This is a genomic window from Pseudonocardia thermophila, from assembly GCF_900142365.1.
Lineage (GTDB): Bacteria > Actinomycetota > Actinomycetes > Mycobacteriales > Pseudonocardiaceae > Pseudonocardia > Pseudonocardia thermophila.
In genome coordinates this window covers 1-25,177 of sequence record NZ_FRAP01000027.1, presented here as the reverse complement: position 1 = coordinate 25,177, position 25,177 = coordinate 1, and the positions used below count along the sequence as shown (strand labels likewise).

Genomic DNA, 25,177 nt, shown 5'->3' with positions numbered 1-25,177 from the left:
ACGGCGAATGTGACCCCGAACACAGTGGCCCTGGCGCGGGCCCGCCACAAGGCGCGGAATGCGCGCCGCGGCACCGCCGTCCGGATGAGCTCAGTGGGCGAAGTGGCGCACCCCGGTGTGGTACAGCGCCACCCCGGCCTTCGCCGCCGTCTCGATCGACAGCTCGTCGCGCACCGAGCCACCGGGCTGCACGACCGCGCGCACGCCCGCCTCGATCAACACCTCCAGCCCGTCCGGGAACGGGAAGAAGGCGTCGGACGCCGCGACCGAGCCACGAGCCCGATCACCGGCCCGGCTCACCGCGAGCCGGCACGAGTCGACGCGGTTGACCTGGCCCATCCCGACGCCGACGGACGCCCCGTCGGAGGCGAGCAGGATCGCGTTCGACTTCACCGAGCGGACCGCGCGCCAGGCGAAGGCGAGATCGGCGAGCGTGGCCTCGTCGACCGGCTCGCCCGCAGCGAGCGTCCAGGTCGAGGGGTCGTCGCCGGGCGCGTCGATCGCATCGCGGTGCTGGAGCAGCAGCCCGCCGGAGATCGGCCTCATCTCGACACCGGTCCGCGGGCTTCCCCCGGGCACCCGCAGCACGCGCAGGTTCGCGCGCCGAGCGAGCAGCTCCACCGCACCCTCCTCGTAGGACGGCGCCACGATCACCTCGGTGAAGATGTCCGCCAGCTGCTCGGCCATCGCCACGCTGACCTCGCTGTTCGTGGCGATCACACCGCCGAACGCGCTGACCGGGTCGCAGGCGTGCGCCTTGCGGTGCGCCTCGGCGACGTCCTTGCCGATCGCGATGCCGCACGGGTTGGCGTGCTTGATCACCGCGACGCAGATGCCGTCGTGGTCGTGCGCGGCCCGCCAGGCGGCGTCGGCGTCCACGTAGTTGTTGTAGGACATCTCCTTGCCGTGCAGCTGCTCAGCCTCGGCGAGCCCACCGCGCCCGGTGGTGTAGAGGGCGGCGGGCTGGTGCGGGTTCTCGCCGTACCGCAGCGTCGCGCGCCGCTCCCACGTCGCTCCGACCCAGTCCGGGAACGGGCCGCCGTCCGGCTCGGGGGCCAGCACGCTACCCATCCAGGACGCGACCGCGACGTCGTAGCTCGCGGTGTGCCGGAACGCCTCCGCGGCGAGCCTGCGCCGGTCCTCCAGCAGGAAGCCGCCGGCCTTCACCTGCTCCAGCACCCAGTCGTAGCGGCGCGGATCGGTGACGACCGCGACGCTGTCGTGGTTCTTCGCCGACGCCCGCACCATGGCGGGGCCGCCGATGTCGATCTGCTCGACGCACTCGTCCGGCGCGGCTCCGGAGGCGACGGTCTGCGTGAACGGGTAGAGGTTCGAGACCAGCAGCTCGAACGGCGGGATGCCCAGCTCGGCGAGCTGCGCGACGTGCTCCGGCTTGCGGGTGTCGGCGAGCAGACCCGCGTGCACCCGCGGGTGCAGGGTCTTCACCCGGCCGTCGAGGCACTCGGGGAACCCGGTCAGCTCCTCGACGGGCGTCACCGGCACTCCGGCGTCGGCGATGCGCTGCGCGGTCGAGCCGGTCGAGACGATCTCGACCCCCATCGCGTGCAGGGCGGTGGCCAGGTCGAGCAGGCCCGTCTTGTCGTAGACGCTGATCAACGCCCGCTTGACCGGCTTGCGCCCACCCTGCTCACTCACGGAATCGTCACCTCTCGTCCGCTGACGGTGGCCCCCTTGCGGGCCAGGTCGGCGACGATCTCCACGAGCAGTCGCCGTTCCTCGATCTTGATGCGTTCGTGCAGCGTCTCCACCGTGTCGCCGGGCTCGACGGGGACCGCGGCCTGCGCCAGGACGGGCCCGGTGTCCACCCCGTCGTCGACGACGTGCACGGTCGCCCCGGTGATCTTGACGCCGTACGCGAGCGCGTCCGCCACGCCGTGCGCGCCGGGGAAGGCCGGCAGGAGCGCCGGATGGGTGTTGATCATCGGACAGCCGATGCCCGCGCGGAACCGGGGGCCCACGATCTTCATGAAGCCGGCGCTGACCACCAGGTCGGGCCGGTGCTCGGCGACCGCCTCGGCCAGCGCGACGTCCCACGCCTCCCGATCGGGGTAGTCGCCGACGCGGCGCACGAACGTCGGCACACCCGCCCGTTCCGCGCGCGCCAGCCCCTCGATCCCGTCCCGGTCGGCACCGACGGCCACGACGCGCGCCGGGTACCCGGGCTCGGCGGTGGCGTCGAGCAGCGCCTGCAACAGGGTCCCGGAACCGGAGACGAGCACGACGAGCCGGGCCGGATCGGGGAGATCGACGCGGTAGGTCGAGCGGGACGGCGCGGACACAGGTCCCCACCCTATGCGGGCCACCGTCGCGGGTGACGACGAGGTGACGCAACCGGCGGGTGGCGTGAGCCACCCGGGTGATGTTGGTCGCGGATCAGGGGCGGACGCGGAAAGCTACGAACGGCCCTTTCGTCAGCAATGGTGCTCACGAAAGTGCCGTTCGTCGACTTTCAGCTCAGTGCGCAGCGCTGCGGCGAGCGCAGCGCGGGCCGGTCCCGGTGACGCCGCCCAGCAGGAGCCCGAGCCCCCACGGGCCGACGACCCACATCGGCCAGAAGTAGAGCGGGTGCCCCGCGGCCAGCGAGGTGGCCGCCCAGATCACGAGCGTGAGGACACCGACGGACAGCCACTGGGCCCACGCCGCCGGCCACGTCCGCAGGAGCGCGGGCGGAGCCGACCGCGACAGCGCCTTCGCCACCGGGGCCGGGGCCGGGGCCGGGGCCGGGAGGTCGGCGAACACCGCGGCCAGCTCGCCGCGTGTGCGCGCCTGGTAGACGGCGTCGATCCGCTGCTCGAACTCGCTCAGGTCGAGCCGCCCAGAACCCACGTGACCGCGCAGTTGCTGGACGGCCTGCTCGCGCTCGGCGTCGCCGATGCGCACGTCGTCGTCGGCCATGCAACAACCATGACAGGTTGCTCACGACATGTCAACTAAGACATGTCAGGGTGGTCAGCTCCGACGTCGCCGCCGATCGAAGGGCACTACGTTGTCACCGGCCTCGTCCGCACCGCCGGCCGCCGGCGGCTCCACCCCGGCTCCCGGCACGATCTCCTCGTCCGGCTCCGGCCGTGGCTCGGGAACCGCCTCCACGAGGGGCTCCGCGACCGACCCCTCGATCTCGATCGGCTCGGCCCCCTCCTCGACCACCGCTCCGGCGCCGTCCGCCGGTTCTGCCCCGGCGCCCTCGTCAGCTGCCGACACCTCCGCCGCCGCTGCCGCGGCCTGCCGCTCCCGCAGCGCGACGAGCTCGGCCACCGTGCGCGGCCGGGGCGGCTCAGCCTCCGCCGGCTCCGGCGCGGCAGGCACCGGAGCGTCTTCGGTCCACTCGGCCTCGTCCGGCTCACCCCGGCGGGCGACCCCGGCCACGAGCATCGCCGGCACCCCCACCAGCAGCAGCACCGAGGCCATCGCGAGGCCCGGCGGCACCGAGACGGGATCGAAGGCGCCGGCCGCCAGCCGCCCGCCGGCCAGCAGGCAGAACAGCCCGATCACGAGCGTGGTCACCGTGATCGCGACCGCCGCCGCGGGCACCCGCGCCGTCGCGATCTGCAGCTCCCGGCACACCCGACCGGCCAGCACCCCCGCCCCGATCGGGACGAGCAGCACCGCGAGCGTCCACACCGGCGGCGGCCCGGCCGGCAGCAACGCCATCAGCGGGAAGCTCGACTGCGCGGCGGGCGGGAACGACGCGAACACCGACACCGTGCCGGTGCCGACCGCGAACCCGGGCCCGAGCACCCACGCGGTGCCGGCCACCACCGCGTTCGGCAGGTACGCGAGCGCGACCAGCGTGACCCCGGCCCCGGGCCAGAACCCCGGCGCCAGCGCGTCGTACGCCGCGGCCACCGCGGGCGCACCGAACACCAGCGCCGCCGTCAGCACGACCGCGCCGGCCAGCAGCAGCACGAGCAGCGCCCGCAGCGCCGCGTGCAGCCCCGGCCGCACCCACACCGGGATCATCGCCCGCAGATCGGCGGGCAGCTCGCACCTGCGCAGCACGCCGAGCACCGCACCCGCCGCGGCGACCAGCCCGCCGCCGACCATCGCCGCCCACGGAGCGGCGTCGACCGCCGCGGACCGCGGCAGCAGCGCGCTGCCGAGCACCGCGACCGCCGCGTGCGCCCCGGCGATCGACGCGAGCACTGCACCGGCGTCGGCCCGGAACCGGCCGCCGATCCGGCGCACCGCCCAGCCCGCCCCGACGGCGACGACGGCCACCACGAGCGCGGTGGGCAGCAGCGGCAGGACCGACAGCGGCTGCCCGCCGATCGACAGCGGGATCTGGTGGGCGGCCAGCCAGACGGGGACAGTGGCGGCGAACGCGGCGTCGACGCTCACGCCGTCGCCGCCGGTGGCCATCACGAACGCGGTCGGTGGGACGAGGAGCGCGTAGCTGACGAGCACCGTCCCCATCGCGGCCGACAGCAGCACCTGCAGCCGGTCCAGCCCGGCGATCGGTAGCAGCCCGTTCGGGACGGCGTCGCCCGGCGGGCCGCCGTCGTGGTCGAGTGCGCTGGACACGATCAACAGGGTCGCAGCGTCGCGGCAGCGATCCGGTCAGGCACGCCGAGGACGACCGCAGTTGCCGATCACTCGCCCGAGGAAGACCGCTCGCTCGGCTTGATGAAGCGGGTGGTCTGGTCCTGCTGGTCGGCATCCACGGGCGGCTGCTCCTGCACCGGTGCACCCTCCTGCGCGGCCGCGGGCTGCCCGACGGGCGGGGTCGAGGTGCTGTCGGAACTGCCGGCGCTCGCCACCGGCCGCACCTCGGTGACGTCGGAGTACCACGCCCCCGAGCTCTGCTGGGTCTGCTCCGGCTGCTGCGGGGCGGGCTGCTGCTGGGCGGGCTGCTGGGCCCACGGGTTGGGCGCCTGCTGCGGTGCGCCGTAGCCGGCCTGCTGCCCGTAGGCGGCCTGGCCGTAGCCGCCGTACGGCTGCTGCTGGCCGAACCCGGGCTGCTGCCCGTAGCCGGGGAACTGCTGGCCGAACCCGGGCTGCTGGCCGTAGCCGGGCTGGCCGAAGGGCGGCTGCGGCCCGTAGCCCGCGGCGGGCCGGGCGGGCCGCGGCGCGGGCGCGTTCACCGCGCCGGTGGCGAGCAGCAGGGCACCGACGACGAGCGCGGCCTCCAGCAGCGCCAGCACCAGCACGATGATCGACGTCGCGCCCGACGAGCCGGCAACGACGATCTGCAGCATCTGCAGGGTCCCGGTGATGACGGCGACGGCGGCCGGCACCAGGACCCCCGAGACCCTCGGGAGCGCGAGCGTGCCGGCGAGCAGGCCGCCGCCGAGCAGCATCAGGCCGGGCAGGGTGACCGAGAGCGGGGTGGTCGCGAAGAAGTCGACGAGGTAGATGATCAGCGCGACCCCTGCCGCGGCCAGTCCCAGAAGGCGCGCCAACGCGGATCCGCGGTCGGCGTTCGCCTCGCCGGGAGTGTTCGCCGGGTCCGGGCTGCCGGACGGTGTCTGCTGCGTCATCTCCGAGGTGCTCCCTCCGTGCGGACCCCCGCGGTCCGTCGTACGGGCGCCCCCAAACTAGTCCTCGGCCGGGGCGCCGGCAGCGGCGCCCCGGCCGAGGGGGACGACGAAACGGTCAGAGACCGGCGATGATCTGCTTCATCAGCTCCGCGGTCTCGCTCGGGGTCTTGCCGACCTTCACGCCGGCCGCCTCGAGGGCCTCCTTCTTGGCCTGCGCAGTGCCGGCGGAGCCGGACACGATCGCGCCCGCGTGGCCCATCGTCTTGCCCTCCGGGGCGGTGAAGCCCGCGACGTAGCCGACGACCGGCTTGGTCACGTGCTCCTTGATGAAGGCCGCGGCGCGCTCCTCCGCGTCACCACCGATCTCGCCGATCATGACGATCGCGGCGGTCTCCGGGTCGGCCTCGAAGGCCTCCAGCGCGTCGATGTGCGTGGTGCCGATGATCGGGTCGCCGCCGATGCCGATCGCGGTGGAGAAGCCGATCTCGCGCAGCTCGTACATCATCTGGTAGGTCAGCGTGCCCGACTTGGACACGAGACCGATCTTGCCGGGGCCGGTGATGTCGGCCGGGATGATGCCGGCGTTCGACTTGCCGGGGCTGATGATGCCCGGGCAGTTCGGGCCGATGATGCGGGTCTTGTTGCCCTTCGCGCAGGCGTGCGCCCAGAAGTACGCCGAGTCGTGCACCGGGATGCCCTCGGTGATCACGACCAGCAGCGGGATCTCCGCGTCGATCGCCTCGACGACGGCGTCCTTGGCGAACTTCGGCGGCACGAAGACGACGCTGACGTCGGCACCGGTCTCCTTCATGGCCTGCTCGACGGTGCCGAACACCGTGAGGTCCTTGCCGCCGATGTTGACGGTGGTGCCCGCCTTGCGGGCGTTCACGCCGCCCACGATGTTCGTGCCGGCGGCGAGCATCTTCGCCGTGTGCTTGGTGCCCTCGGACCCGGTGATGCCCTGGACGATGACCTTGCTGTTCTCGGTCAGGAAGATCGACATTGTGTTCAGGCCCTCGCAGCAGCCAGCTCGGCGGCCTTGTCGGCCGCGTTGTCCATGGTGTCCACCAGCGTGACGAGCGGGTGGTTCGCCTCGTCGAGGATCCGCCGCCCCTCGGCGACGTTGTTGCCGTCCAGCCGGACGACCAGCGGCTTGGTGGCCGAGTCGCCGAGGATCTTCAGCGCCTCGACGATGCCGGTGGCGACCGCGTCGCAGGCGGTGATGCCGCCGAAGACGTTGACGAACACGCTCTTGACGTCCGGGTCGCCGAGGATCACGTCGAGCCCGTCGGCCATCACCTGGGCCGACGCGCCACCGCCGATGTCGAGGAAGTTGGCCGGCTTCACGCCGCCGTGCTTCTCGCCCGCGTAGGCGACGACGTCCAGCGTGGACATCACCAGGCCGGCGCCGTTGCCGATGATGCCGACCTGGCCGCCCTCGAGCTTGACGTAGTTGAGGCCCTTGGCCTTGGCCTTCGCCTCGAGCGGGTTCTCGGTGAGCTGGTCGACGAACGCGGCGTGCCCGGGGTGGCGGAAGTCGGCGTTGTCGTCGAGGGTGACCTTGCCGTCGAGCGCGAGCACCTTGTCCTGCGGGTCGCGCACCAGCGGGTTGACCTCCACGAGGGTGGCGTCCTCACCGACGAAGGTCTCCCACAGCTTCACGATCACCTCGGCCACCTGGTCGGCGACCGCAGCCGGGATCTTCGCGGCCGCGACGATCTCGTCGGCCTTGGCGCGGTCGGCACCGGTGATCGCGTCGATCGGGATGCGGGCCAGCGCCTCCGGGCGCTCCACGGCCAGCTGCTCGATCTCCATGCCGCCCTCGGCCGAGCACATGGCCAGGAACGAGCGGTTGGCGCGGTCGAGCAGGAACGAGAAGTAGTACTCCTCGGCGATGTCGCTGGCCTCGGTGACCAGGACCCGGTGCACGGTGTGCCCCTTGATGTCCATCCCGAGGATGGCGGCGGCCTTCTCCTTGGCCTCCTCCGCGGTCTCGGCCAGCTTCACCCCGCCCGCCTTGCCGCGGCCACCGGTCTTCACCTGTGCCTTGACGACGACGGCCTTGCCGATCTCGGCCGCCGCTTCGGCTGCGGCATCGGCGTTGTCCACCGTCTTGCCCGGCAGGACCGGGACTCCGTGTGCGGCGAAGAGCTCCTTCGCCTGGTACTCGTAGAGATCCACTGGGACTCCCACTTCGCTGTGCACGCGCTGGGCTCGCGGGTCGAGACCGGCCCTGCGGCGCCTTCCGGACGCTTCGCGACGACCCTAGTCATCGCCGCTGCACCCCTCCTGACCTGGACCGGTGACGGTCATCACGGGAGCAGCCGGATTCCGACGGGTAGCGTCGGCGGGACTGTCGCGGCCGTCACTGCTCCGAGCGGCTCACCGCGACCAGGACGCCGGGAGCCGGTGACATCGATCACTTCAGCGCACCGTTCGGAGCAGCCCGACTGCTCTCCGCGACCGCTCGACTCCGCCGCTCGGGCGGCCGCCATCCCGGCGATCACCCAGGTCGTCGGGCTTCGATGCGGCCATCGTCACACCCAGGCACGAGCAGTGTCGCTCATCCTGATGGCGCAGCGGCTGCGTCCGACACGCCGAACCCCTAGTTGCCCGCCCTTGCCGAGCCCGATACCTTGCCGGGGTCCGAGTCACAGACCGGTCACGGCGACCGCGGTCCCGAACCCCCGATCGGGACCGTGCGGGATCCCCCGAGCCCGCCGCCGCCCGGTTCAGGTTCGGGCCCACCGGGCACCCCGACCGGTGGCCCCTGTCGAGAAGGGCCGGTCTTGGCGCGCCACCGCTCCCCCAGCGGCGCCGAGGCGGCAGACCCCGATCGCACGACGCGGCTGCGCATCGTGCCGGTACCGGAGGTTCGCCGCCTCCCGCCGCCGCCTGTCTCCTCGACCCACGGCCGGGCCACCGTGGCCGCCGTCGCCGCCGGCGCAGTCGTCGCCGCCGGGCAGACGCTCGCGAGCAGCTTCATGCCCGCGGAGGCCCCGACGAGCGCGCTGCTGCCCGTCGCCACGGTGACGACCATCGCCGAGCGAACCGACCCGGGCGGGAACGGATCGGAGCCGCAGTTCGCCGTCCGCGCGGTCGGCGGCGACCAGGCGACCACCGCCGCCGGCTACCTCGATCCCGGCGCCGAGCTGGACATCAAGAGCCTCACCAAGGCCGCGGAGCTGGGCGAGAAGGCCGCCCGGGAGGCCAAGCTGCTGAAGTCCGCGCTGTCCGGAGGCGCCCCCGAGGCGCACGTCGTCGACGGCCGGGCGTACGTCCGTCCCGTGCTCGGGCGGCTCACCTCGCTCTACGGCGCCCGCTGGGGCGTCACCCACTACGGCATCGACATCGCCAACTCGATCGGCACCCCGATCTTCGCCCTCACCGACGGGGAGGTAGAGGAAGCCGGACCCGCCAGCGGGTTCGGGCTGTGGGTCGTCGTTCGCCACACCGACGGCACCCGCAGCGTCTACGGGCACGTCAACCGCATGTTCGTCAAGGAAGGCCAGAAGGTCGCCGCCGGGCAGAAGATCGCCGAGGTGGGCAACCGCGGCCAGTCCACCGGTCCCCACCTGCACCTGGAGATCTGGGACGCCGACGGCAACAAGCTCAACCCGGTCCCGTGGCTCGTGGCGCGCGGGATCACCTTCCCCGGGCTGTAGGCCACCGCGGGTGCGTCGAGAACGAAGCTGCGGTCATCGAACAGCCCTGTTGATCACCACGAGTTCGTTCTCGACGCGGCCCCTGGCTAAAGCTTCTGCAGCGGGACCCCGCCGACGAGCATCAGCCGGACCCGGCCGTTGCTGCCGAAGTCGATCGTGACCGTGGCGCGCACGCCCGCCCCGTCGGTCTCGACGACCGTGCCCAGGCCGTACTTGTCGTGGTTGACCCGATCACCGACCTCCAGGTGCAGCGCGGGCGTGAGGGTGGCCTTCGGCACGTTCCAGTCACCCCGGTCGGTGGCGCCCGGCCGGCGGCCGAACCCGAACCGCCCCACCGGCGCCGCCCGCTCGGGCGCCGCGCGCCGCCACTCGACCAGCTCATCGGGCACCTCGGAGAGGAACCGCGACGCCGGGTTGGCGCTGGGCTGGCCGAACGAGCTGCGCATCAGCGCGCGCGTCAGGTAGAGCCGCTCGCGGGCCCGGGTGATGCCGACGTAAGCGAGGCGGCGCTCCTCGGCCAGCTCGTCCGGGTCGCCCATGGCCCGCGAGTGCGGGAACACGCCGTCCTCCCAGCCGGTGAGGAACACCACCGGGAACTCCAGCCCCTTCGCCGTGTGCAGGGTCATCAGCGTGACCATGCCGGCGTCCTCGTCCGGGACGGAGTCGGCGTCGGCCACCAGCGCCACCCGCTCCAGGAACGCCGCCAGCGAGCCAGGGGCCGGCACCCCGGGGTCGGGCTCGCCCGCGTTGGGATCGAACTCGGGCTCGACGGCCAGATCGGCCACCGCGGCGTCGCCCGCGAACTCCCTGGCGACCGTGACCAGCTCGGCGAGGTTCTCCCGGCGCGAACCGTCCTGCGGATCGTCGCTGGCCTCCAGCTCGTCGGCGTAGCCGGTGCGGGCGTAGACCGCCTCGAGGACCTCGGCGGTCTCCTCGCCGCGCTCCACCATCTCCCGCAGCTCGTCGAGCAGCTGCACGAACGCGGCGATGCTGCGCTGGGAGCGGGTGGCGAGCCCGGGGATGCGCTCCGGCTGCTCGGCGGCGATGCGCAGCGCCGCCGCGAACGAGATCCGTTCGCGGTCGGCGAAGGCGGCGACGGTCTCCTCGGCGCGCTCGCCGATGCCCCGCTTGGGCACGTTCAGGATGCGCCGCAAGCTGACCGTGTCCTCCGGGTTGGACAGCACCCGCAGGTAGGCCAGCGCGTCGCGGATCTCCTTGCGCTCGTAGAACCGCACCCCGCCGACGACCTTGTACGGCAGCCCGACCCGCAGGAACACGTCCTCGAACACGCGCGACTGCGAGTTGGTGCGGTAGAAGACGGCGATGTCGGAGTAGCGGACGCCGGTGTCGTGCAGCCGGTCGATCTCCTGAGCGACGAACGCGGCCTCGTCGTGCTCGTTGTCGGCGACGTAGCCGACGACCTTCTCGCCGTCGCCCTGGTCGGACCACAGCCGCTTGTCGCGCCGGTTCGGGTTGCGCGAGATCACCGCGTTCGCGGCGGACAGGATGCGCTGCGTGGAGCGGTAGTTCTGCTCCAGCATGATCGTGCGCGCGTTCGGGAAGTCCTGCTCGAACTCGATGATGTTGCGGATGTTCGCGCCGCGGAACGCGTAGATCGACTGGTCGGAGTCGCCCACGACGCACAGCTCGGCGGGCTCGGAGTCCGGGGTCGCGGGCGCGACCAGCTCGCGCACCAGCACGTACTGGGCGTGGTTGGTGTCCTGGTACTCGTCGACGAGGATGTGCCGGAACCGGCGTCGGTAGTACTCGGCGACGGCGGGCATGCGCTGCAGCAGCGCCACCGTCTCCATGATCAGGTCGTCGAAGTCGAACGCGTTCGCCGTGCGCAGCCGGGCCTGGTAGACGCCGTAGACCTCGGCCACGGTGCGCTCGTGGGCGTTGGTGGCCCGCTCGGCGGCGTCCTCGGGGGACAGCAGCTCGTTCTTCAGGTTGGAGATCTGCGCGGCGATCGCGCGCGGGGAGAACTTCTTCGGGTCCAGCTCCAGATCGCGCGTGACCAGCCCGACCAGCCTGCGGGTGTCGTCGGCGTCGTAGACGGAGAACGCGGAACGGACCCCGAGGTGCTTGGCTTCGCGGCGCAGGATGCGCACGCACATCGAGTGGAACGTCGACACCCACATCGCACCCGCCCGCCGGCCCACGAGCGCGTCGACCCGCTCCTTCATCTCGGCCGCGGCCTTGTTGGTGAAGGTGATCGCCATCACCTCGCCGGGGTGCACGCCCCGCTCGGCGAGCAGCCACGCGATCCGGTGGGTGAGCACGCGGGTCTTGCCCGAACCCGCCCCGGCCACGATGAGCAGCGGTGACCCGGCGTGCACCACGGCCTCACGCTGCCGGGCGTTGAGCCCCTCCAGCAGCGCGGCACCGCGCTCGGAACGTGGTTGCACGGCGTCGGCGGGGAGTTCGAACAGCGCACTCATGGTGTTCGAGAGGGTAGACCCGCGCCCCGACGACGGAAGCTGTGGCAGACTGTTCGCGTGATGCCGATCAGCCATCGATTTTTCTACGGGTACCGGTCTTCGGTGCCCGTGGCCTGCTGATCAGATCCCACGAAGCCCCGGAGTCCGAGGACCCGGGGCTTTCTCCATGTCTCGGGGCCACGGACGCCGAGTACAGGAGAGACGAGAGATGAGCACCGTGTCCGACACCGCCCCCGAGAAGACCGAGACCGTGACCGCCACCCCGGCCGGCGGCACCGGCATCGACACCAGCATCGGCACAGACACCGACATCCCGTCGGCGGACGAGATCCCCGCCCTGCGCCAGGAGATCGACCGGCTCGACGCCCAGATCCTCGAGCTGATCAAGCAGCGCACCGCGGTGTCCCGCAAGATCGGCCGGGCCCGCATGGCCTCCGGCGGGCCGCGCATCGCCTACAGCCGGGAGATGGCGGTGCTCAACCGCTTCTCGGAGCTGGGCGAGCAGGGCCGCGAGCTGGGCATGCTGCTGCTCCGGCTGGGCCGCGGCCGCCTCGGCGCGCGCTGATCCCCACCGCGATCGCTGCCCGCGTGGCACCCTGAGCGGTGTGACGTGGATTATCGGCATCATCGCGGCGGTGGTGGCCGTCGCCGGCCTGCTGGTCTCCGCGGGGTACCTGGGCTACCTCGCCATGCTGAACAACGCCGCCAAGAAGCGCGGGCTCTCCGGGGGCGCCGCGGCCGAGCTGGTCAAGTCCCGGTGGGCCGTCGCGGGCGGGGCGACCGCCGCCGCGGTGATCGGCCTGATGATCACGAGCAGCAGCAGCATCGGGGCGGACGTCCTCGGGCTGGTGCTCGCCGGCGGCGCCGGCGTCGTGGCCAAGAAGGGCCTCGACTCGACGCGCAAGCAGCTCGGCAGCGGCTCCTGAACGGACCAGCCGGGCGGTCACGCACCGCACACAGCGGAGACGGCGCCGCCCGCCGCTCGATGGCCGGGCAGGCAGGCGAAACCCCTGATCAACTGGATCATGCCCTGACGAGCGGTAGCCAACCGTCGACGAACGGGGATACACCGTACGGGTGAACGTCGTTGAGCGGATGAATGGCACTTGGTGCGCCCGATCGGCATCCGGTAGACATTCGCGTGGACCGTTCACTCCAAGGGGGGACTCGCTACCGTGGCTCAGTCCGTGTCTGAAGGTGTCTCGCGCTCGGTGTCGGGCGGCCAGGTCACCGTGGCGGAGCTGCTGAGCCGGAACGCCCCGGTTCCGGAACGCGAGGGCTCGACGGCTGACACGGGCGCCCACATCGTCACCGTCGGTAGCCTGCTGCGGCGAGAGGGCTTCACTCCCCACACCGGCCAGGCCACCGACGGCGAGGAGACCGGCGCCGCCGCGCCCACCGGCGCCGATCGGGGCGCGCTCGTCCGGCGCAGCGCCGTCGCCGCCGGTGCGCTGCTGGCTGCCGGCTCCGTCTTCGGTGCCGCCGCGCTCAACGACGCCACGCTGTCCTTCCCGTTCGGCGGGAACCAGGCGGGCGAGGACCACCACGATGCGACCAGCGGTGCGACCGGCGCCACCGCGTTCGGCGCGACCGCGGGCGAGGGCGGCCCCGACGCAGGCGTCGCCGCGCCCCAGAACTGGATGCCGATCGCGTTCCCCAGCGTGCTCACCGCTGCCCCCAGGGCGGTCAACGCGGCCCGCAACGCCACGGGCACCGGCACCCCCACCGCCCCGGCGGCCGGCACCGGGACCACGGGCGGCAGCACGGCCGCGCCCACCAGCGGCGGCGGCGTCGGCGGGGTCCTCACCGGGCTCACCAAGGACCTCGGCGACACCGTGAAGAACGCGACCTCCGAGTCTCCGGCGCTCAGCCCCGTCGGGGACCTCCTCGGCGGAGTCGTCTCAGGCGCCGGCGGCGCGGTCGGCGGGCTCGTCAGCGGTCTCGGCGAGACCGTGAAGGAGACCCCGAAGACGCTCCGCGCGATCACCGATCCGCTGGCGAAGGCGCTGCCGATCACCGCGCCGGTCACGAACCTGCTCCTCGGCACGGCCGACACGCTCACGTCCGCTCCCCACGGGGCCGGTGGGGGTTCCTCCGACCGCACGCGCGCGTCGGGGGGATCCTCCACCGCACGGAACTCCCTGCCCGGCCTGCCGCTCGGCAGCGGCAAGTCCGCGGGCGCGACGAAGCACCAGCAGGCCGAGCCGGCCAAGCACACGAGCGACCACCGCTACCACGAGGACGACTACGAGGACAACTACGAGGACGAGGACGACTACGGGTACGACGACCACGAGCGCACCAGCTCGTCGTCGAGCAGAAGCTCCACGGACTCCGGCAGCACGAGCTCGAGCAGCTCGTCGAGCCGCAGCAACCCCGGGCTGCTCGGCGTCGTCACCAGCCTCGTCGGCGGTCTGCTCGGTGGGTGAGCAGACCCCGTCCGCTCAGACCAGCCTGCGGTCCGAGGCCCAGCGGGACAGCTCGTAACGGTTCGACATCTGCGTCTTGCGCAGCACGCTCGACACGTGCGTCTCGACGGTCTTCACCGAGATGAACAGCTCGCCCGCGATCTCCTTGTACGCGTAGCCGCGCGCGAGCAGCCGCAGCACGTCGCGCTCGCGCGGGGTCAGCATGTCCAGCTCGGGATCGCTGTGCGGGGCGGCACCGGGCCGGTCGGAGAACGCATCGAGCACGAACCCGGCCAGCCGCGGGGAGAACACCGCGTCGCCGGTGTGCACCCGGCGCACCGCGTCGGCCAGCTCCCGGCCGGAGATCGTCTTGGTGACGTAGCCGCGGGCCCCCGCCCGGATCACGGCGATGACGTCCTCGGCGGCGTCGGAGACCGACAGCGCCAGGAACACCACGTCGGGCAGCTCGGGGCGGATCCGGCGCAGCACCTCGGCGCCGCCACCGTCGGGCATGTGCACGTCCAGCAGCACGACGTCCGGGCGCAGGTGCCGGATGCCGGCCACCGCCTCCTCCACGGACCCGGCCTCGCCGACGACCTCCACGTCCGGCACGGCCCGCTCCAGCTCGGCCCGCACCCCGGCGCGGAACAGCCCGTGGTCGTCCACGAGGAACACGCCGATCCGCGTGTCCTGCTCGCCGTTCGCGCTCTCGGTCACGGGGACTCCTCCTCGTCCGGCTTCTCCTCGACGGGCATCCGCAGGTGCACCTCGGTGCCCTCCCCCGGCGCGGTGCGCAGCCGGACGGTCCCGCCGTGCCGCTCCATCCTGCCCCGCACGGACTCCGCGAGCCCGTGCCGGTCCTCCGGCACCGCCGCCGGGTCGAACCCGACGCCGCGGTCGCGCACGAAGACGTTCACCTCGGCAGGCTCGATCTCGGCGAACACGCTGATCTCCGCGGCGCCGGAGTGCTTCGCCGCGTTCACCATCGCCTCGCGCGCGGCCAGCAGCAGCGCCCGCAGACCGTCGTCGAGGGGGCGGTCGCTGCCGACGACGACGGGCCGAACATCCATGGCGTAGGTGTCCTCGACCTCTGCGGCGGCCTTCGTCAGAGCCTCGGTGAACCCGCTCTCCAGCGCCGGGTCGCCGCCACCGCGGCGCCCGTAGCCGGTCGGGCCGTACAGCCAGGCGCGCAGCTCACGCTCCTGCCCGCGGGCCAGCCGCACGACCTCGCGCGGTTGATCGGCCTGCCGCTGGATCAGCGCGAGCGTCTGCAGCACGGAGTCGTGCAGGTGCGCGGCGATCTCGGCGCGCTCGGCCTCGATGATCCGTTCACGCCGCTCCTCACCGAGGTCGCGCACCAGCCGCAGCCACCACGGCACCGTGATGACCGCGACGCCGGCGAGCGTCGACACCACGGCGAGGACGGCGAACTGCAATTGGCCGAGCTCGAGGTTGGCGAGCAGGAACACCGTGATCCCGACCGCGACGAACAGCGCGCCCGCGATCACCCGCAGCTTCGTCGACCTGCTCGTCTGCAGCGCGCCCTCGGTCCAGCGCCGCCGCTGTGACTCGTCGGCCTCCCGCCACACCACGGCCGCACCGATCGCGGCCACGCCCAGCGGGCCGACCACCCAGCCGACGATCGGGCTGCCGATCGCGGAACCGGCGAACGCCACCGCGATCCCGAGCGCGGCCAGCCCGAACGCCTGTTGGCGCTCGACCGGCGAGAGCTCGCGCTCGACGTCGTCCTGCTCCTGGCGCACGAACATCCACAGCAGCCCGTACGCAGCGATGCCGGCACCGTTCACGACGGCCAGCGCGGCGAACGCGACCCGCACCCACAGCACCGGCACGCCCAGGTGGTCGGCGACGCCTCCGGCCACGCCGGCCACGAACCGGCCGTTGCGCCAGCGCACCAGCGGCGGCGCCGACGACGGACGCACGGATGTGGGTGAGGCGTTCACGCAACCCATGGTCACACGACCCGTACCCCGGGGACATCCGGGAAACCTCCGGGTGGTCTCGGGGTCTCCCCCCATGGTCTGCGGGCGCCCCCGCGAGCAATCTGGGTGCCATGAAGACGACCGACGTCCCCGGCACGTTCCGGGACATGTGGGAGACCCGCCCGTCCCGGCCGCGGGACGACCGGATGGTCGCCGGCGTCGCGGCGGGCATCGCCAGGCGCTACGACATCGATCCGGTGCTCGTGCGTGTCGCGTTCGTCGTCGCCGCGTTCAGCGGGATCGGTGCGGCGCTGTACCTGTTCTGCTGGATCACGTTCCCGGAGGACCCGGCGGATCCGAACGCGAAACCGGCGGCGCGTCACCCGCTCGCCCTGCTTGCCGGGGGGATCGCGATCGCGATCGGGCTCGGCGGGATCTTCGACAACTCCGGCAGCCTGATCCTGCCGGCCATCGCGGTCGCGGTGCTGCTGTACCTGCTGCACTCCAGCCGGGCCGACCGCGGCCCGGTGGGCCCGCAGCCGCAGCAGCCAGCCGATCCCGAGGCAGCGACCGAGGAGGCCCACGTGTCGCTGGTCAAGGACCTGCCCGGGTTGCCGCCGCAGCCGAAGCCGCCGTCGTGGGATCCGCTCGGCGCCGCCCCGTTCGCGTGGGACCTGCCGGAGCCGTCGCCCCCGCCGACGCCCGCACCCGCGCCGCGCAAGCTGCCGGTCACCGCGGTGACGCTGGGTGCGGCGCTGCTCGCGTCCGGCATCACGGCGGCGATCATGCTGATCACCGGCACGCTCACCGTCACGACGGCACCCACGGTGCTCGGCGTCGCGCTGGCCGTGCTCGGCGCGGGTCTGGTGATCGGCAGCTTCCTGCGCGCCGGGCGGGGGCTCATCCCGTTCGCGCTGCTGCTGTCCATGGTCACCTGGGGGATGCTGGCCGCGCCGCTCGACCGGATCAGCGCCGAGGGCGGTTTCGGCCGCCTGTCGGTCCGCCCGGCCTCCGCCGACCAGGTCGAGCCGAGCTACTCCCGGGGCGCGGGCGACATCGACCTGGATCTGCGCGACATCGACCTGCGCGTGCCGGTCGAAGGCCCGGCCACCCCGATCCAGACCAAGCTGACGACGGGCGCAGGCGACATCACGATCGTCGTCCCGCGGGACGCGGACGTGACGTTCACCGGCACGTCGAGCTTCGGCGACGTGAGCTTCGAGCGCCGGCAGCGCATGGAGGGCCCCGGTTCCCGCCTGACCATCACCGACCTCGGTGCCGACGGTGTCGCGTCGGGGCGGCCGATCGTGATCGACGCCCGCGCGGGCGGCGGAGATGTGGAGGTGAAGCGTGACTGAGCCGGACATGACGCCGGACACGACCACGACGACCGAGCCCACCCGCCGGTGGCGGGGACCGGATCCCGTCTCCCTGCTCGTCGGGCTGCTGACGCTGGGCATGGCGGTGGCCGCCCTGATCGGGGAGCTGCCGGACCTGTCCGGGTTCGACCCGCGCTGGCTGCTCGCCGGCGGCGCGGCCGTGATCGGGCTGATGCTGCTGATCGGGAGCCTGCGGGGGCGGCGCAGATCCAGCTGAGCCGATCGAGTCGAGCTGATCGAGTCGAGCCAGCGCCGCTGCAACTGGGGAGCGGCGGCGGCGCACGGGCCGTGTTCGGGGGGACACGGCCGTCGCGGAAGGCGGAACCCCGCCGGGTGCCCGGCGGGGTTCCGTCATGTCCGGATCACTCCCACTCGATGGTGCCCGGCGGCTTGCTGGTCACGTCCATGACGACGCGGTTGACCTCGGCCACCTCGTTGGTGATGCGGGTGGAGATGCGCTCCACGACGTCGTAGGGCAGCCGGGTCCAGTCGGCGGTCATCGCGTCCTCGCTGGAGACCGGCCGCAGCACGATCGGGTGCCCGTAGGTGCGTCCGTCGCCCTGCACGCCGACGCTGCGGACGTCGGCCAGCAGCACCACCGGGCACTGCCAGATCTCCGAATCCAGCCCGGCGGAGGTGAGCTCCTCGCGGACGATCGCGTCGGCGGCGCGCAGGGTCTCCAGCCGGTCGTGGGTGACCTCGCCGATGATGCGGATCGCCAGGCCCGGGCCGGGGAACGGCTGCCGGTTGACGATCTCGGCCGGCAGACCCAGCTCGGCGCCGACCTTGCGCACCTCGTCCTTGAACAGCGAGCGCAGCGGCTCGACGAGCTCGAACTCCAGGTCCTCGGGCAGCCCGCCGACGTTGTGGTGGCTCTTGATCGTAGCGGTGCCGCTGCCGCCGCCGGACTCCACGACGTCCGGGTAGAGCGTTCCTTGCACCAGGAAACCCACCGGTTCGCCGGCTGCGATCTCGGCCGTCGCCGCCTCGAACGCCCGGATGAACTCCCGGCCGATGATCTTGCGCTTCTGCTCGGGATCGGTGACCCCGGCGAGCGCGGCGAGGAACCGGTCCGCCTCGTGCGCGGTGTGCAGCTTCGCCCCGGTGGCGGCGACGAAGTCGCGCTCCACCTGCTCACGCTCCCCGGCCCTCAGCAGCCCGTGGTCGACGAAGACGCAGGTCAGCCGGTCGCCGATGGCGCGCTGGACGAGTGCGGCCGCCACCGCGGAGTCGACGCCGCCGGAGAGCCCGCAGATCGCCCGTCCGTCGCCGACCTGCTCGCGGATCGCGGCCACGGTGTCGTCGATGATCGAGGCGGTGGTCCAGCTCGGCCGGATGCCCGCGACGTCGCGCAGGAACCGGCGCAGCACCTCCTGCCCGTACGGCGAGTGCCCGACCTCCGGGTGGTACTGGACGCCGGCGAGCCGCCGCTCGAGGTCCTCGAACGCCGCGACCTCGACCCGGCTCGACCGAGCGGTGACCGTGAACCCCTCGGGCGCGCGCACCACCGAGTCGCCGTGGCTCATCCACACCGGGTGCCGGGTGGGCAGGCCGTCGTGCAGCGCGCCGGGGGCGGTGATGGTGATCTCGGTGCGGCCGTACTCGCGGGTGCCGTCGTGCGCGACCTCGCCGCCGAGGGCGCGGGCCATGGCCTGGAACCCGTAGCAGAGGCCGAGCACCGGGATGCCGGCATCGAACAGCGCCGGATCGACGGCCGGGGCCCCCTCGGCGTACACGCTGGCGGGGCCGCCGGAGAGGATCACCGCAGCCGGTTCGCGCGCGATGATGTCCGCGACCGGTGTGCTGGACGGCACGATCTCGGAGTAGACCTGCGCCTCGCGGACGCGCCGGGCGATGAGCTGGGCGTACTGGGCCCCGTAGTCGACGACGAGGACGAGAGGCGTCTCCACGGGTCAAGCCTAGAGGCGCGGTTGCGATGCCCCCTCGTGTGCTCAGGCACAACCCTCAGCGCAGATGGGCGCGCAGCCATTCCACCGCCAGCGCGTCGACCCGGGCGGCGTGCGGCGGCACGGGCTCGTGCCCCATCCCCTCGACGACGACGAGATCGGTGCCCGGCCGCGCTGCCGCCAGCGCCCGGGCCGGTTCGTGGAAGCCCGCGGCGTCGTCCTCGGCCCCGAGCACGATCCGCAGCGCGACGTCGCCCAGCTCCCCGGCCCGGGCGACGAAGTCCAGCTCGGCGACCAGCGCGAGGGTCTCGGCGTCCCACGGGTAGGCGATGCCGAACGTGCGCCCGGTGGCGTCGGTGGCGTCCTTGAGCCGCACGACCGGGCTGATCGCGACGGCGGCCGCGGCTGGTGCGCCCTCGGCGAGCGCGAGCAGCAGCGCTGCCGCCCCGGCCGAGCCGCCGACCAGCCCCAGCGGCGCGTCGTCCGCGATGCCGAACCGGGTGCGCAGCGCGGCCAGGGCGGCCGGGAACTCGCTCGCCGCCTGCCGGGGTATCGGGTACTGCAGGTTGCGCACCGCGTCCGCGTACCCGAGCCGCATGACCTCCTCGGCGCCCCCGGCCGGCAGCCGCTCGCCGGAGATGGGGAGGCCGAGGTGGATGCGCCAGGCGTCGAGGCCGGCCAGCGGGATCGCCGCGGCGAAGGACTCCGGTGTGTTCGGTGCGCTGAGCAGGTGCCAGGTGAGCACGACCGGGGCGGCCGCCCGGTCCCCGTCCGGCGGTGCCGCCAGGAACGGAACGCCCGCCGCCGTGCCCCGGATCGTCGTCTCGATCATCACTGCCCCTCCCTTGAACTGGACATCGTCCAGTTTAATTGGACATGGTACAGTTTGGCAAGTGATGGCTCGTGGCCCCGGCACCCGCGCCGGTCTCACCCGCACCGCCGTGCTCGACGCCGCCCGCGCGCTCCTCGCCGAGGACGGCCTGCCCGGGCTCACCATGCGGGCACTCGCCCGCCGGCTCGACGTCGCGCCCAACGCGCTCTACAGCCACGTCGCCGGTAAGACCGAGCTGGTCGACGCGCTGCTCGACGACCACCTGGCCGCCGTTCACGACCCCACCCCGGACGCCGCGGACCCCGTCGCCGCCGTCGCCGACCTGATGACCTCGACGTTCGACGTGCTCGTCACCGCGCCCGACCTGGTCCCGCTCTACCTGCAGCGGCGCGGCGCACGCGGGGAGAACGCGATCCGGCTCGGCGCCACCATGGACGCCCTCCTCGCCCGCGCCGGGGTCCCCGCCGAGGCGATCCCGACGGCCCGCAACAACCTGATCGTGCACGCCGTCGGCGCCGCCGCCTTCGCCACCGCCGAGGGCGCGGACCCGACGGCCGCGCGACACGCGTTCGTGGCCGGGCTCGGCTGGTTGCTCGCAGGCATCGTGCGAAGCTGAGCGCAGTGGACGAGATGCGCGCGGCGGACGGCTCCGTCCGCCCGTTGTGGGCGGGCGTGGCCGCGCTGCTGGACCGACCCGGGCTGGCGGGGCTGCGCAGCCGCCGGGAAGACACCGAGCGGCTGCTCGCCGACGAGGGCGTCGCGTACCGGCCGCCCGGCGCCGACGAACCGCAGGCGTGGCGGCTCGATCCGCTGCCGCTGGTGCTCGACGGTGCGGAGTGGACCGGGCTCGCCCGCGGCGTGGCGCAGCGGGCCGAGCTGGCCGACCGGTTGCTGGCCGACCTGTACGGGCCGCGCACCGTGCTCGACCGCGGCCTGCTGCCCGTCGAGCTGATCGACGGGCATCCCGGCTACCTGCACGCCTGGCGCCGCTCGGTCGGCCGGCCCCGTCGCGAGGTGTTCCTCGCCGGGATCGAGCTGGGCCGCGGACCCGACGGCTGGACCGTGCTCGACGACCGCGTGCAGGCCCCGTCCGGCGCCGGGTACGCGATGGCCGGACGCCGCGTCGTGTCCCGGGCGCTGGCCGGGCTGCACCGCCGCTCCCCCATCCGGCGGCTGCGCCCGTTCTTCGACGCGATGCGCACCGGCCTGCCCGCCGCGGCCCCGCCCGGCGTCGACGAACCCCGGATCGTGCTGCTGCACCCGGGCCCCGAGGCGGAGACCGCCTACGAGCAGGCACTGCTGTCGTCCCTGCTGGGCATCGGGCTGGTGCGCGGCTCGGACCTGACCGTGCGCGGCGGACGGCTCTGGCAGCAGTCGCTGGGCGGGCTCGATCCCGTCGACGTCGTGCTGCGCCGCCTCGACGCGCAGTGGTGCGATCCGCTCGACCTGCGGCCCGACTCGCTGCTCGGGGTGCCCGGGCTGGTCGAGGTCGCCCGCGTCGGCACGGTCAGCGTGCTCAACGGGCTGGGCAGCGAGGTGCTGGAGAACCCGGGCCTCGCCCCGTACCTGCCGCAGCTGTGCCGGGCGTTGCTGGGCGAGGACCTGCAGATCCCCGCCCCGCAGACGTGGTGGTGCGGCGACCCGGCCGGGCGCGCGCACGTGCTCGCCCGGCTCGGCGAGCTGGTGATCGCCCCGATCGCGCGGGACATCGCCGAGCCCGTGCACGGGGCGGCGCTGACCGCGGCGGAGCGGGAGGAGCTGGCCGCGCGGATCACCGCGGAGCCGCACCTGTGGACCGGACGGGTCCCGGTCGAGCTGTCCACCGCGCCGACGCTCGCCGGTGACGCGACCGTCGACCTGCCCGTCTCGGTGCGGGCGTTCGCGGTGGCGTCGGACACCGGCTGGGAGGTGCTCGACGGCGGGCTCGGCATGGTCACCGACGCCGACGGGGTACTCGCGAAGGACGTGTGGATCGTCGGCGAGCCCGCGCCGCCGCGGCCCGACCAGACCGTCCCGTCGATCCTGCCCGCCACCCCGCCGCTGTCCCCGCGGACCGCCGACGACCTGTTCTGGTTCGGCCGTTACGCCGAGCGCGCGGAGGCCACGGCGCGGCTGCTGCGCGCGGTCGACGACCGCTGGGCCGACGTGATCGTCTCGCCGGACGGGGCAGTGCTCACCGCGATGCCCACGCTGCTCGCCGCCGTCGCCGCCGTGACCGGGACCGGACCGCTCGGCCGCAGCACCGACGAGGTGGCGGCCGGGCTGCGCGCGCTCGTCTGCGACCGGGAACGGCCGGGCACGCTCGCCTTCGCCGTGCACCACACGATCCGCACCGCCCAAGCCGTGCGCGAGCAGCTGTCCACCGACACCTGGCTGGCGCTGGGCCGGCTGGAGTCCGCGCTGGCCGGGGTCGGTGAGCACGGTGAGCGGGACGCGCTCGACGAGGTCGTGGCCGGGCTGCTCGCGCTGTGGGGCATCGTGGCCGACGGCCTCGTCCGCGACGCCGGCTGGCACCTCTTGGCCGCCGGGCGCCGCATCGAGCGCGCCCAGCAGGTGGTGGCGCTCGTCCGCGCGGCGCTGGTGGCGAGCCCGCGCGGTGCGGCCGGGCGGCTGGTCGCCGAGACGGTGCTCATCGCGACCGAGAGCGTGATCACCCACCGGCGCCGCCACCCGCAGGACGCCGCCGCGGGCCGCGGCATCGCGACCGTGCTGGAGCTGCTGCTCACCGACACCGAGAACCCGCGCGCGGTCGCGTTCCAGCTCGCCGGACTCGCCGACGACCTCGCCCGGCTGCCCGGCCGCCCGCCCGCCGCGATGGGCCGGGCCACCCAGCTGTTGGCCACGCTCGACGTGCACGCGCTGTCCACCCGCAGCGCCGACGGCACCCGCCCGGCCCTGGACACCGCGCTTGCCGAGCTGGCCACCGCCCTCGCGGAGCTCGCCGACCAGGTCGCGGCCACGCACTTCGCGGTCGCGCTGCCACCGCATCCGTTCGATCCGCTGGCGGGGACGGGATGAGCCCGATCACGTACACGATCACCCACCGCACCCGGTACTGGTACGACGCCGACGTGCGCACGAGCTTCGGCCGCGCCCACCTGCTGCCCGTGGCCGAACCCGGACAGCCGCAGGCCGACGGCGAGGTCGTCGTCGACCCGGCGCCGGACGAGCAGCGCGACCACGTCGACGCGTTCGGCAACCGCTCCACCTACTTCGCGGTGCGGGCCCCGCACCGCGAGCTGACGGTGCTGGCCCGCAGCACCGTCGTCGTCGACCGGGTACCGCCGCCGCTGCCCGACCGCCCGTGGGACGAGGTGCGCGACGAGCTGCGCACCCGCCCGGAGCGGACGTGGGTGCTGCCGTCACCGCGGCTGCCCGCGCTGCCGCGCGTGGCCGAGTACGCCGCGCCGTCGTTCCCGCCGGGGCGGCCGATCGGCGAGGCCGTCGCCGACCTGTGCTCGCGCATCCACGCCGACTTCCGCTACGCGAGCGGCGCCACCTCCGTGGCGTCCACCCTCACCGACCTGCTCACCGGCGGCGAGGGTGTCTGCCAGGACTTCGCGCACCTGGCGGTGGCTGCCCTGCGCTCGGTCGGGCTGGCCGCCCGCTACGTGAGCGGCTACCTGGAGACCAGCCCGCCGCCGGGGATGCCGAAGCTGCGCGGCGCGGACGCGTCGCACGCCTGGGTGTCGGCGTGGACCGGTGCCGGGTGGCTGGACGCCGACCCGACCAACGACGCACCCGTCGGTCCCTCGTACGTCGTGCTGGCCCGGGGCCGCGACTACTCCGACGTCCCGCCGCTGCGCGGAGTCCTGTTCAGCGACCGCGCCACCGTGAGCCGGATGGCCGTCGAGGTGGACGTGGACCGGAACAGCGGCTGACCGAGCGCCGGATGCGGAACGCGCGAACGGCGCGGTGCTCAGCGCACCGCGCCGTTCGCCGGTTCAGGTCGGATCAGGTCAGGCCGAGAGACACGGGGGCGGCGAGAAGTCGTAGGCCCAGGCACGGACGTTCGGCGGCGAGAGCACGGTCAACCTCGCGCGGACCGAGCCCACGGGGGGACCGCTCTCGATGCGGTGCGAGACGGTCCTGGTCTCCGGGCCGGTGGCCTCGAACGACCCGGGCACGGCGAAGTTGCCCACACCCAAGAACTCCCACTGGTACTCCACGCGGGTCGCACCGGACACCCGGACGTCGGCGCTGACGATGAACGCGGGCTGGTTGCCGGGGGTGCAGGTGGACATGTCGTACCGGACCCTGCCGCCGAGGACCACGACCTCGACCGGCGCGCACTCCACCTGCGTCTGCGCCCGGTTCGACTCGGCAGCGTTCGGCGAGAGGATCTCGATCCACCGCTGCAGGACACCGGTCTCCGTGGCGTCCACGGGGTGCGCGACCTCCTTGGTCAGCGGATCACCCTCGGCGAAGGTCAGCGTCTCCACCGGCCCCTGGAAGCCAGGGCCCGCCCAGCGGTACTCCACGGTGGTGCCCCCGGCCGCGATGCGGTTCACCGACACCCGCCCGGTGAACACCCGGGTCGCCCAGCACGCACCCGCGTAGTCCTCCGGCGCGGTCACCGAGGCCGACGCCGCGACGGGCTCCGCAGGCGGCTGCTCCTGGCAGGTCACCACGTAGGTGTCGCGCGCCAGATCGCCGTAGAACGGCGAGACGACCCCCAGCACCATCCGGCCCGTGCCGCTCCTGGTCGGCGTGAAGGTGTAGGAGACCGTGCGCTCGCCGTCGACGTGCACGACGCCCTTGCCGACGATCCGGCCGTTGTGCGTCCAGACGTACGCCACCCAGGTCGGGCGGGCGGTCTTGATGACACCGGTCGCCGTGATCCCCTCGGGCGGCGGGCACACGCCGACGTAGTCGGGCACTGCGACGGTGGCCGAGACGAGGTCCTTCTTGGGCGTGCCCGGGTGCCCGGGCTTGGGCTGCTCCGGCTTGGGCTGCTCCGGCTTCGGCTTGTCGGGCTGTGGGTGCCCGGGCTTGCCCGTGTGCTTGTCGTCCTTGTGCTTCTCGTCCTTGTGCTTGTCGTCCCTGTGCTTGCCGCTGTCCTTGCCGGGGACGCGGCAGGCCACCGAGACACGAGCCTTCTCGG

21 protein-coding genes and 1 pseudogene are annotated in these 25,177 nt (G+C 73.5%); 9 read left to right on the top strand and 13 right to left on the bottom strand.

Translation table 11 applies throughout. The features are described 5' to 3' along the window. Positions 1–90 precede the first annotated feature (90 nt). The 7 genes from purH to sucC form a co-directional block, all read right to left on the bottom strand. The gene (purH, locus tag BUE41_RS27135) at positions 91–1,656 is read right to left on the bottom strand and encodes a bifunctional phosphoribosylaminoimidazolecarboxamide formyltransferase/IMP cyclohydrolase (RefSeq protein ID WP_073460188.1); all 1,566 of its coding nucleotides are present in this window, start codon (positions 1,654–1,656) and stop codon (positions 91–93) included. Beyond that, complete coding sequence (purN, locus tag BUE41_RS27130; protein WP_200804130.1) at positions 1,653–2,300, bottom strand: phosphoribosylglycinamide formyltransferase; 648 nt, start codon at positions 2,298–2,300, stop codon at positions 1,653–1,655. The genes purH and purN overlap by 4 nt, the downstream gene beginning before the upstream one ends. A 175-nt stretch (positions 2,301–2,475) precedes the next feature. Continuing rightward, on the bottom strand, positions 2,476–2,916 hold the full coding sequence (locus tag BUE41_RS27125; protein WP_073460187.1) for a DUF1707 SHOCT-like domain-containing protein: 441 nt from the start codon (positions 2,914–2,916) through the stop codon (positions 2,476–2,478). A gap of 54 nt (positions 2,917–2,970) precedes the next feature. Further along, positions 2,971–4,542, bottom strand: coding sequence for a cell division protein PerM (locus BUE41_RS27120; RefSeq protein ID WP_143172389.1), 1,572 nt, complete (start codon positions 4,540–4,542; stop codon positions 2,971–2,973). Positions 4,543–4,610: 68 nt separating this feature from the next. Further along, positions 4,611–5,498 (bottom strand): DUF5336 domain-containing protein, encoded by an 888-nt coding sequence (locus tag BUE41_RS27115; RefSeq protein WP_073460185.1) that lies wholly within the window; start codon positions 5,496–5,498, stop codon positions 4,611–4,613. 115 nt (positions 5,499–5,613) lie between these two features. Next, positions 5,614–6,501 (bottom strand): succinate--CoA ligase subunit alpha, encoded by an 888-nt coding sequence (gene sucD / locus BUE41_RS27110; RefSeq protein ID WP_073460184.1) that lies wholly within the window; start codon positions 6,499–6,501, stop codon positions 5,614–5,616. 5 nt (positions 6,502–6,506) lie between these two features. After that, a complete protein-coding gene (gene sucC / locus BUE41_RS27105) occupies positions 6,507–7,679 on the bottom strand; it encodes an ADP-forming succinate--CoA ligase subunit beta (RefSeq protein ID WP_073460183.1) in 1,173 nt (390 codons plus the stop codon). 608 nt (positions 7,680–8,287) lie between these two features. On the opposite strand from sucC, the gene BUE41_RS27100 reads away from it, so the two are divergent. Continuing rightward, positions 8,288–9,163: a M23 family metallopeptidase gene (locus BUE41_RS27100; protein ID WP_073460182.1), complete on the top strand. Its 876-nt coding sequence runs from the start codon at positions 8,288–8,290 to the stop codon at positions 9,161–9,163. Between the two features lie 86 nt (positions 9,164–9,249). Here the strand turns inward: BUE41_RS27100 and pcrA are convergent, their stop codons facing one another. Continuing rightward, positions 9,250–11,604, bottom strand: a complete 2,355-nt coding sequence (gene pcrA / locus BUE41_RS27095; RefSeq protein ID WP_073460181.1) for a DNA helicase PcrA — start codon at positions 11,602–11,604, stop codon at positions 9,250–9,252. Positions 11,605–11,812: 208 nt separating this feature from the next. Between pcrA and BUE41_RS27090 the strand changes: the two genes are divergently transcribed. The 3 genes from BUE41_RS27090 (at position 11,813) to BUE41_RS27080 (ending at position 14,033) form a co-directional block, all read left to right on the top strand. Beyond that, positions 11,813–12,169 (top strand): chorismate mutase, encoded by a 357-nt coding sequence (locus tag BUE41_RS27090; protein WP_073460180.1) that lies wholly within the window; start codon positions 11,813–11,815, stop codon positions 12,167–12,169. A 40-nt stretch (positions 12,170–12,209) separates the two neighbouring features. Then, the gene (locus BUE41_RS27085; protein ID WP_084755950.1) at positions 12,210–12,530 is read left to right on the top strand and encodes a hypothetical protein; all 321 of its coding nucleotides are present in this window, start codon (positions 12,210–12,212) and stop codon (positions 12,528–12,530) included. 261 nt (positions 12,531–12,791) lie between these two features. Further along, positions 12,792–14,033 carry a hypothetical protein gene (locus BUE41_RS27080; protein WP_143172388.1) on the top strand — a complete coding sequence of 414 codons (1,242 nt, stop codon included), beginning with the start codon at positions 12,792–12,794 and terminating at the stop codon, positions 14,031–14,033. Positions 14,034–14,048: 15 nt separating this feature from the next. On the opposite strand, the gene BUE41_RS27075 is transcribed toward BUE41_RS27080, so the two are convergent. Both BUE41_RS27075 and BUE41_RS27070 read right to left on the bottom strand, forming a co-directional pair. Continuing rightward, the gene (locus tag BUE41_RS27075) at positions 14,049–14,729 is read right to left on the bottom strand and encodes a response regulator (RefSeq protein WP_073460178.1); all 681 of its coding nucleotides are present in this window, start codon (positions 14,727–14,729) and stop codon (positions 14,049–14,051) included. Continuing rightward, positions 14,726–15,985: an ATP-binding protein gene (locus tag BUE41_RS27070; RefSeq protein ID WP_073460232.1), complete on the bottom strand. Its 1,260-nt coding sequence runs from the start codon at positions 15,983–15,985 to the stop codon at positions 14,726–14,728. Before BUE41_RS27070 ends, BUE41_RS27075 begins: the two co-directional genes overlap by 4 nt. Before the next feature lie 101 nt (positions 15,986–16,086). On the opposite strand from BUE41_RS27070, the gene BUE41_RS30525 reads away from it, so the two are divergent. Both BUE41_RS30525 and BUE41_RS27060 read left to right on the top strand, forming a co-directional pair. Then, a complete protein-coding gene (locus tag BUE41_RS30525; RefSeq protein ID WP_073460177.1) occupies positions 16,087–17,313 on the top strand; it encodes a PspC domain-containing protein in 1,227 nt (408 codons plus the stop codon). Continuing rightward, the gene (locus BUE41_RS27060; RefSeq protein WP_143172386.1) at positions 17,306–17,551 is read left to right on the top strand and encodes a hypothetical protein; all 246 of its coding nucleotides are present in this window, start codon (positions 17,306–17,308) and stop codon (positions 17,549–17,551) included. Before BUE41_RS30525 ends, BUE41_RS27060 begins: the two co-directional genes overlap by 8 nt. 145 nt (positions 17,552–17,696) lie before the next feature. Here the strand turns inward: BUE41_RS27060 and guaA are convergent, their stop codons facing one another. Further along, the gene (gene guaA, locus BUE41_RS27055; RefSeq protein WP_073460175.1) at positions 17,697–19,244 is read right to left on the bottom strand and encodes a glutamine-hydrolyzing GMP synthase; all 1,548 of its coding nucleotides are present in this window, start codon (positions 19,242–19,244) and stop codon (positions 17,697–17,699) included. A 55-nt stretch (positions 19,245–19,299) separates the two neighbouring features. Next, positions 19,300–20,073, bottom strand: a complete 774-nt coding sequence (locus BUE41_RS27050; protein WP_084755943.1) for a hypothetical protein — start codon at positions 20,071–20,073, stop codon at positions 19,300–19,302. A 64-nt stretch (positions 20,074–20,137) separates the two neighbouring features. Here BUE41_RS27050 and BUE41_RS27045 point away from each other — a divergent pair, with 64 nt between their 5' ends. Genes BUE41_RS27045 through BUE41_RS27035 form a run of 3 tightly spaced genes read left to right on the top strand, consistent with a single transcriptional unit; the run spans position 20,138 to position 23,954 of the window. Continuing rightward, entirely contained in the window at positions 20,138–20,689 is a 552-nt protein-coding gene (locus tag BUE41_RS27045) for a TetR/AcrR family transcriptional regulator (protein WP_073460174.1), read from the top strand. Between the two features lie 14 nt (positions 20,690–20,703). Then, positions 20,704–23,091 (top strand): circularly permuted type 2 ATP-grasp protein, encoded by a 2,388-nt coding sequence (locus BUE41_RS27040; protein WP_234997622.1) that lies wholly within the window; start codon positions 20,704–20,706, stop codon positions 23,089–23,091. Continuing rightward, positions 23,088–23,954: a transglutaminase family protein gene (locus tag BUE41_RS27035; protein WP_073460172.1), complete on the top strand. Its 867-nt coding sequence runs from the start codon at positions 23,088–23,090 to the stop codon at positions 23,952–23,954. Before BUE41_RS27040 ends, BUE41_RS27035 begins: the two co-directional genes overlap by 4 nt. A 78-nt stretch (positions 23,955–24,032) precedes the next feature. Here the strand turns inward: BUE41_RS27035 and BUE41_RS30945 are convergent. After that, positions 24,033–25,177: pseudogene (locus BUE41_RS30945) on the bottom strand (hypothetical protein); the annotation flags it as partial.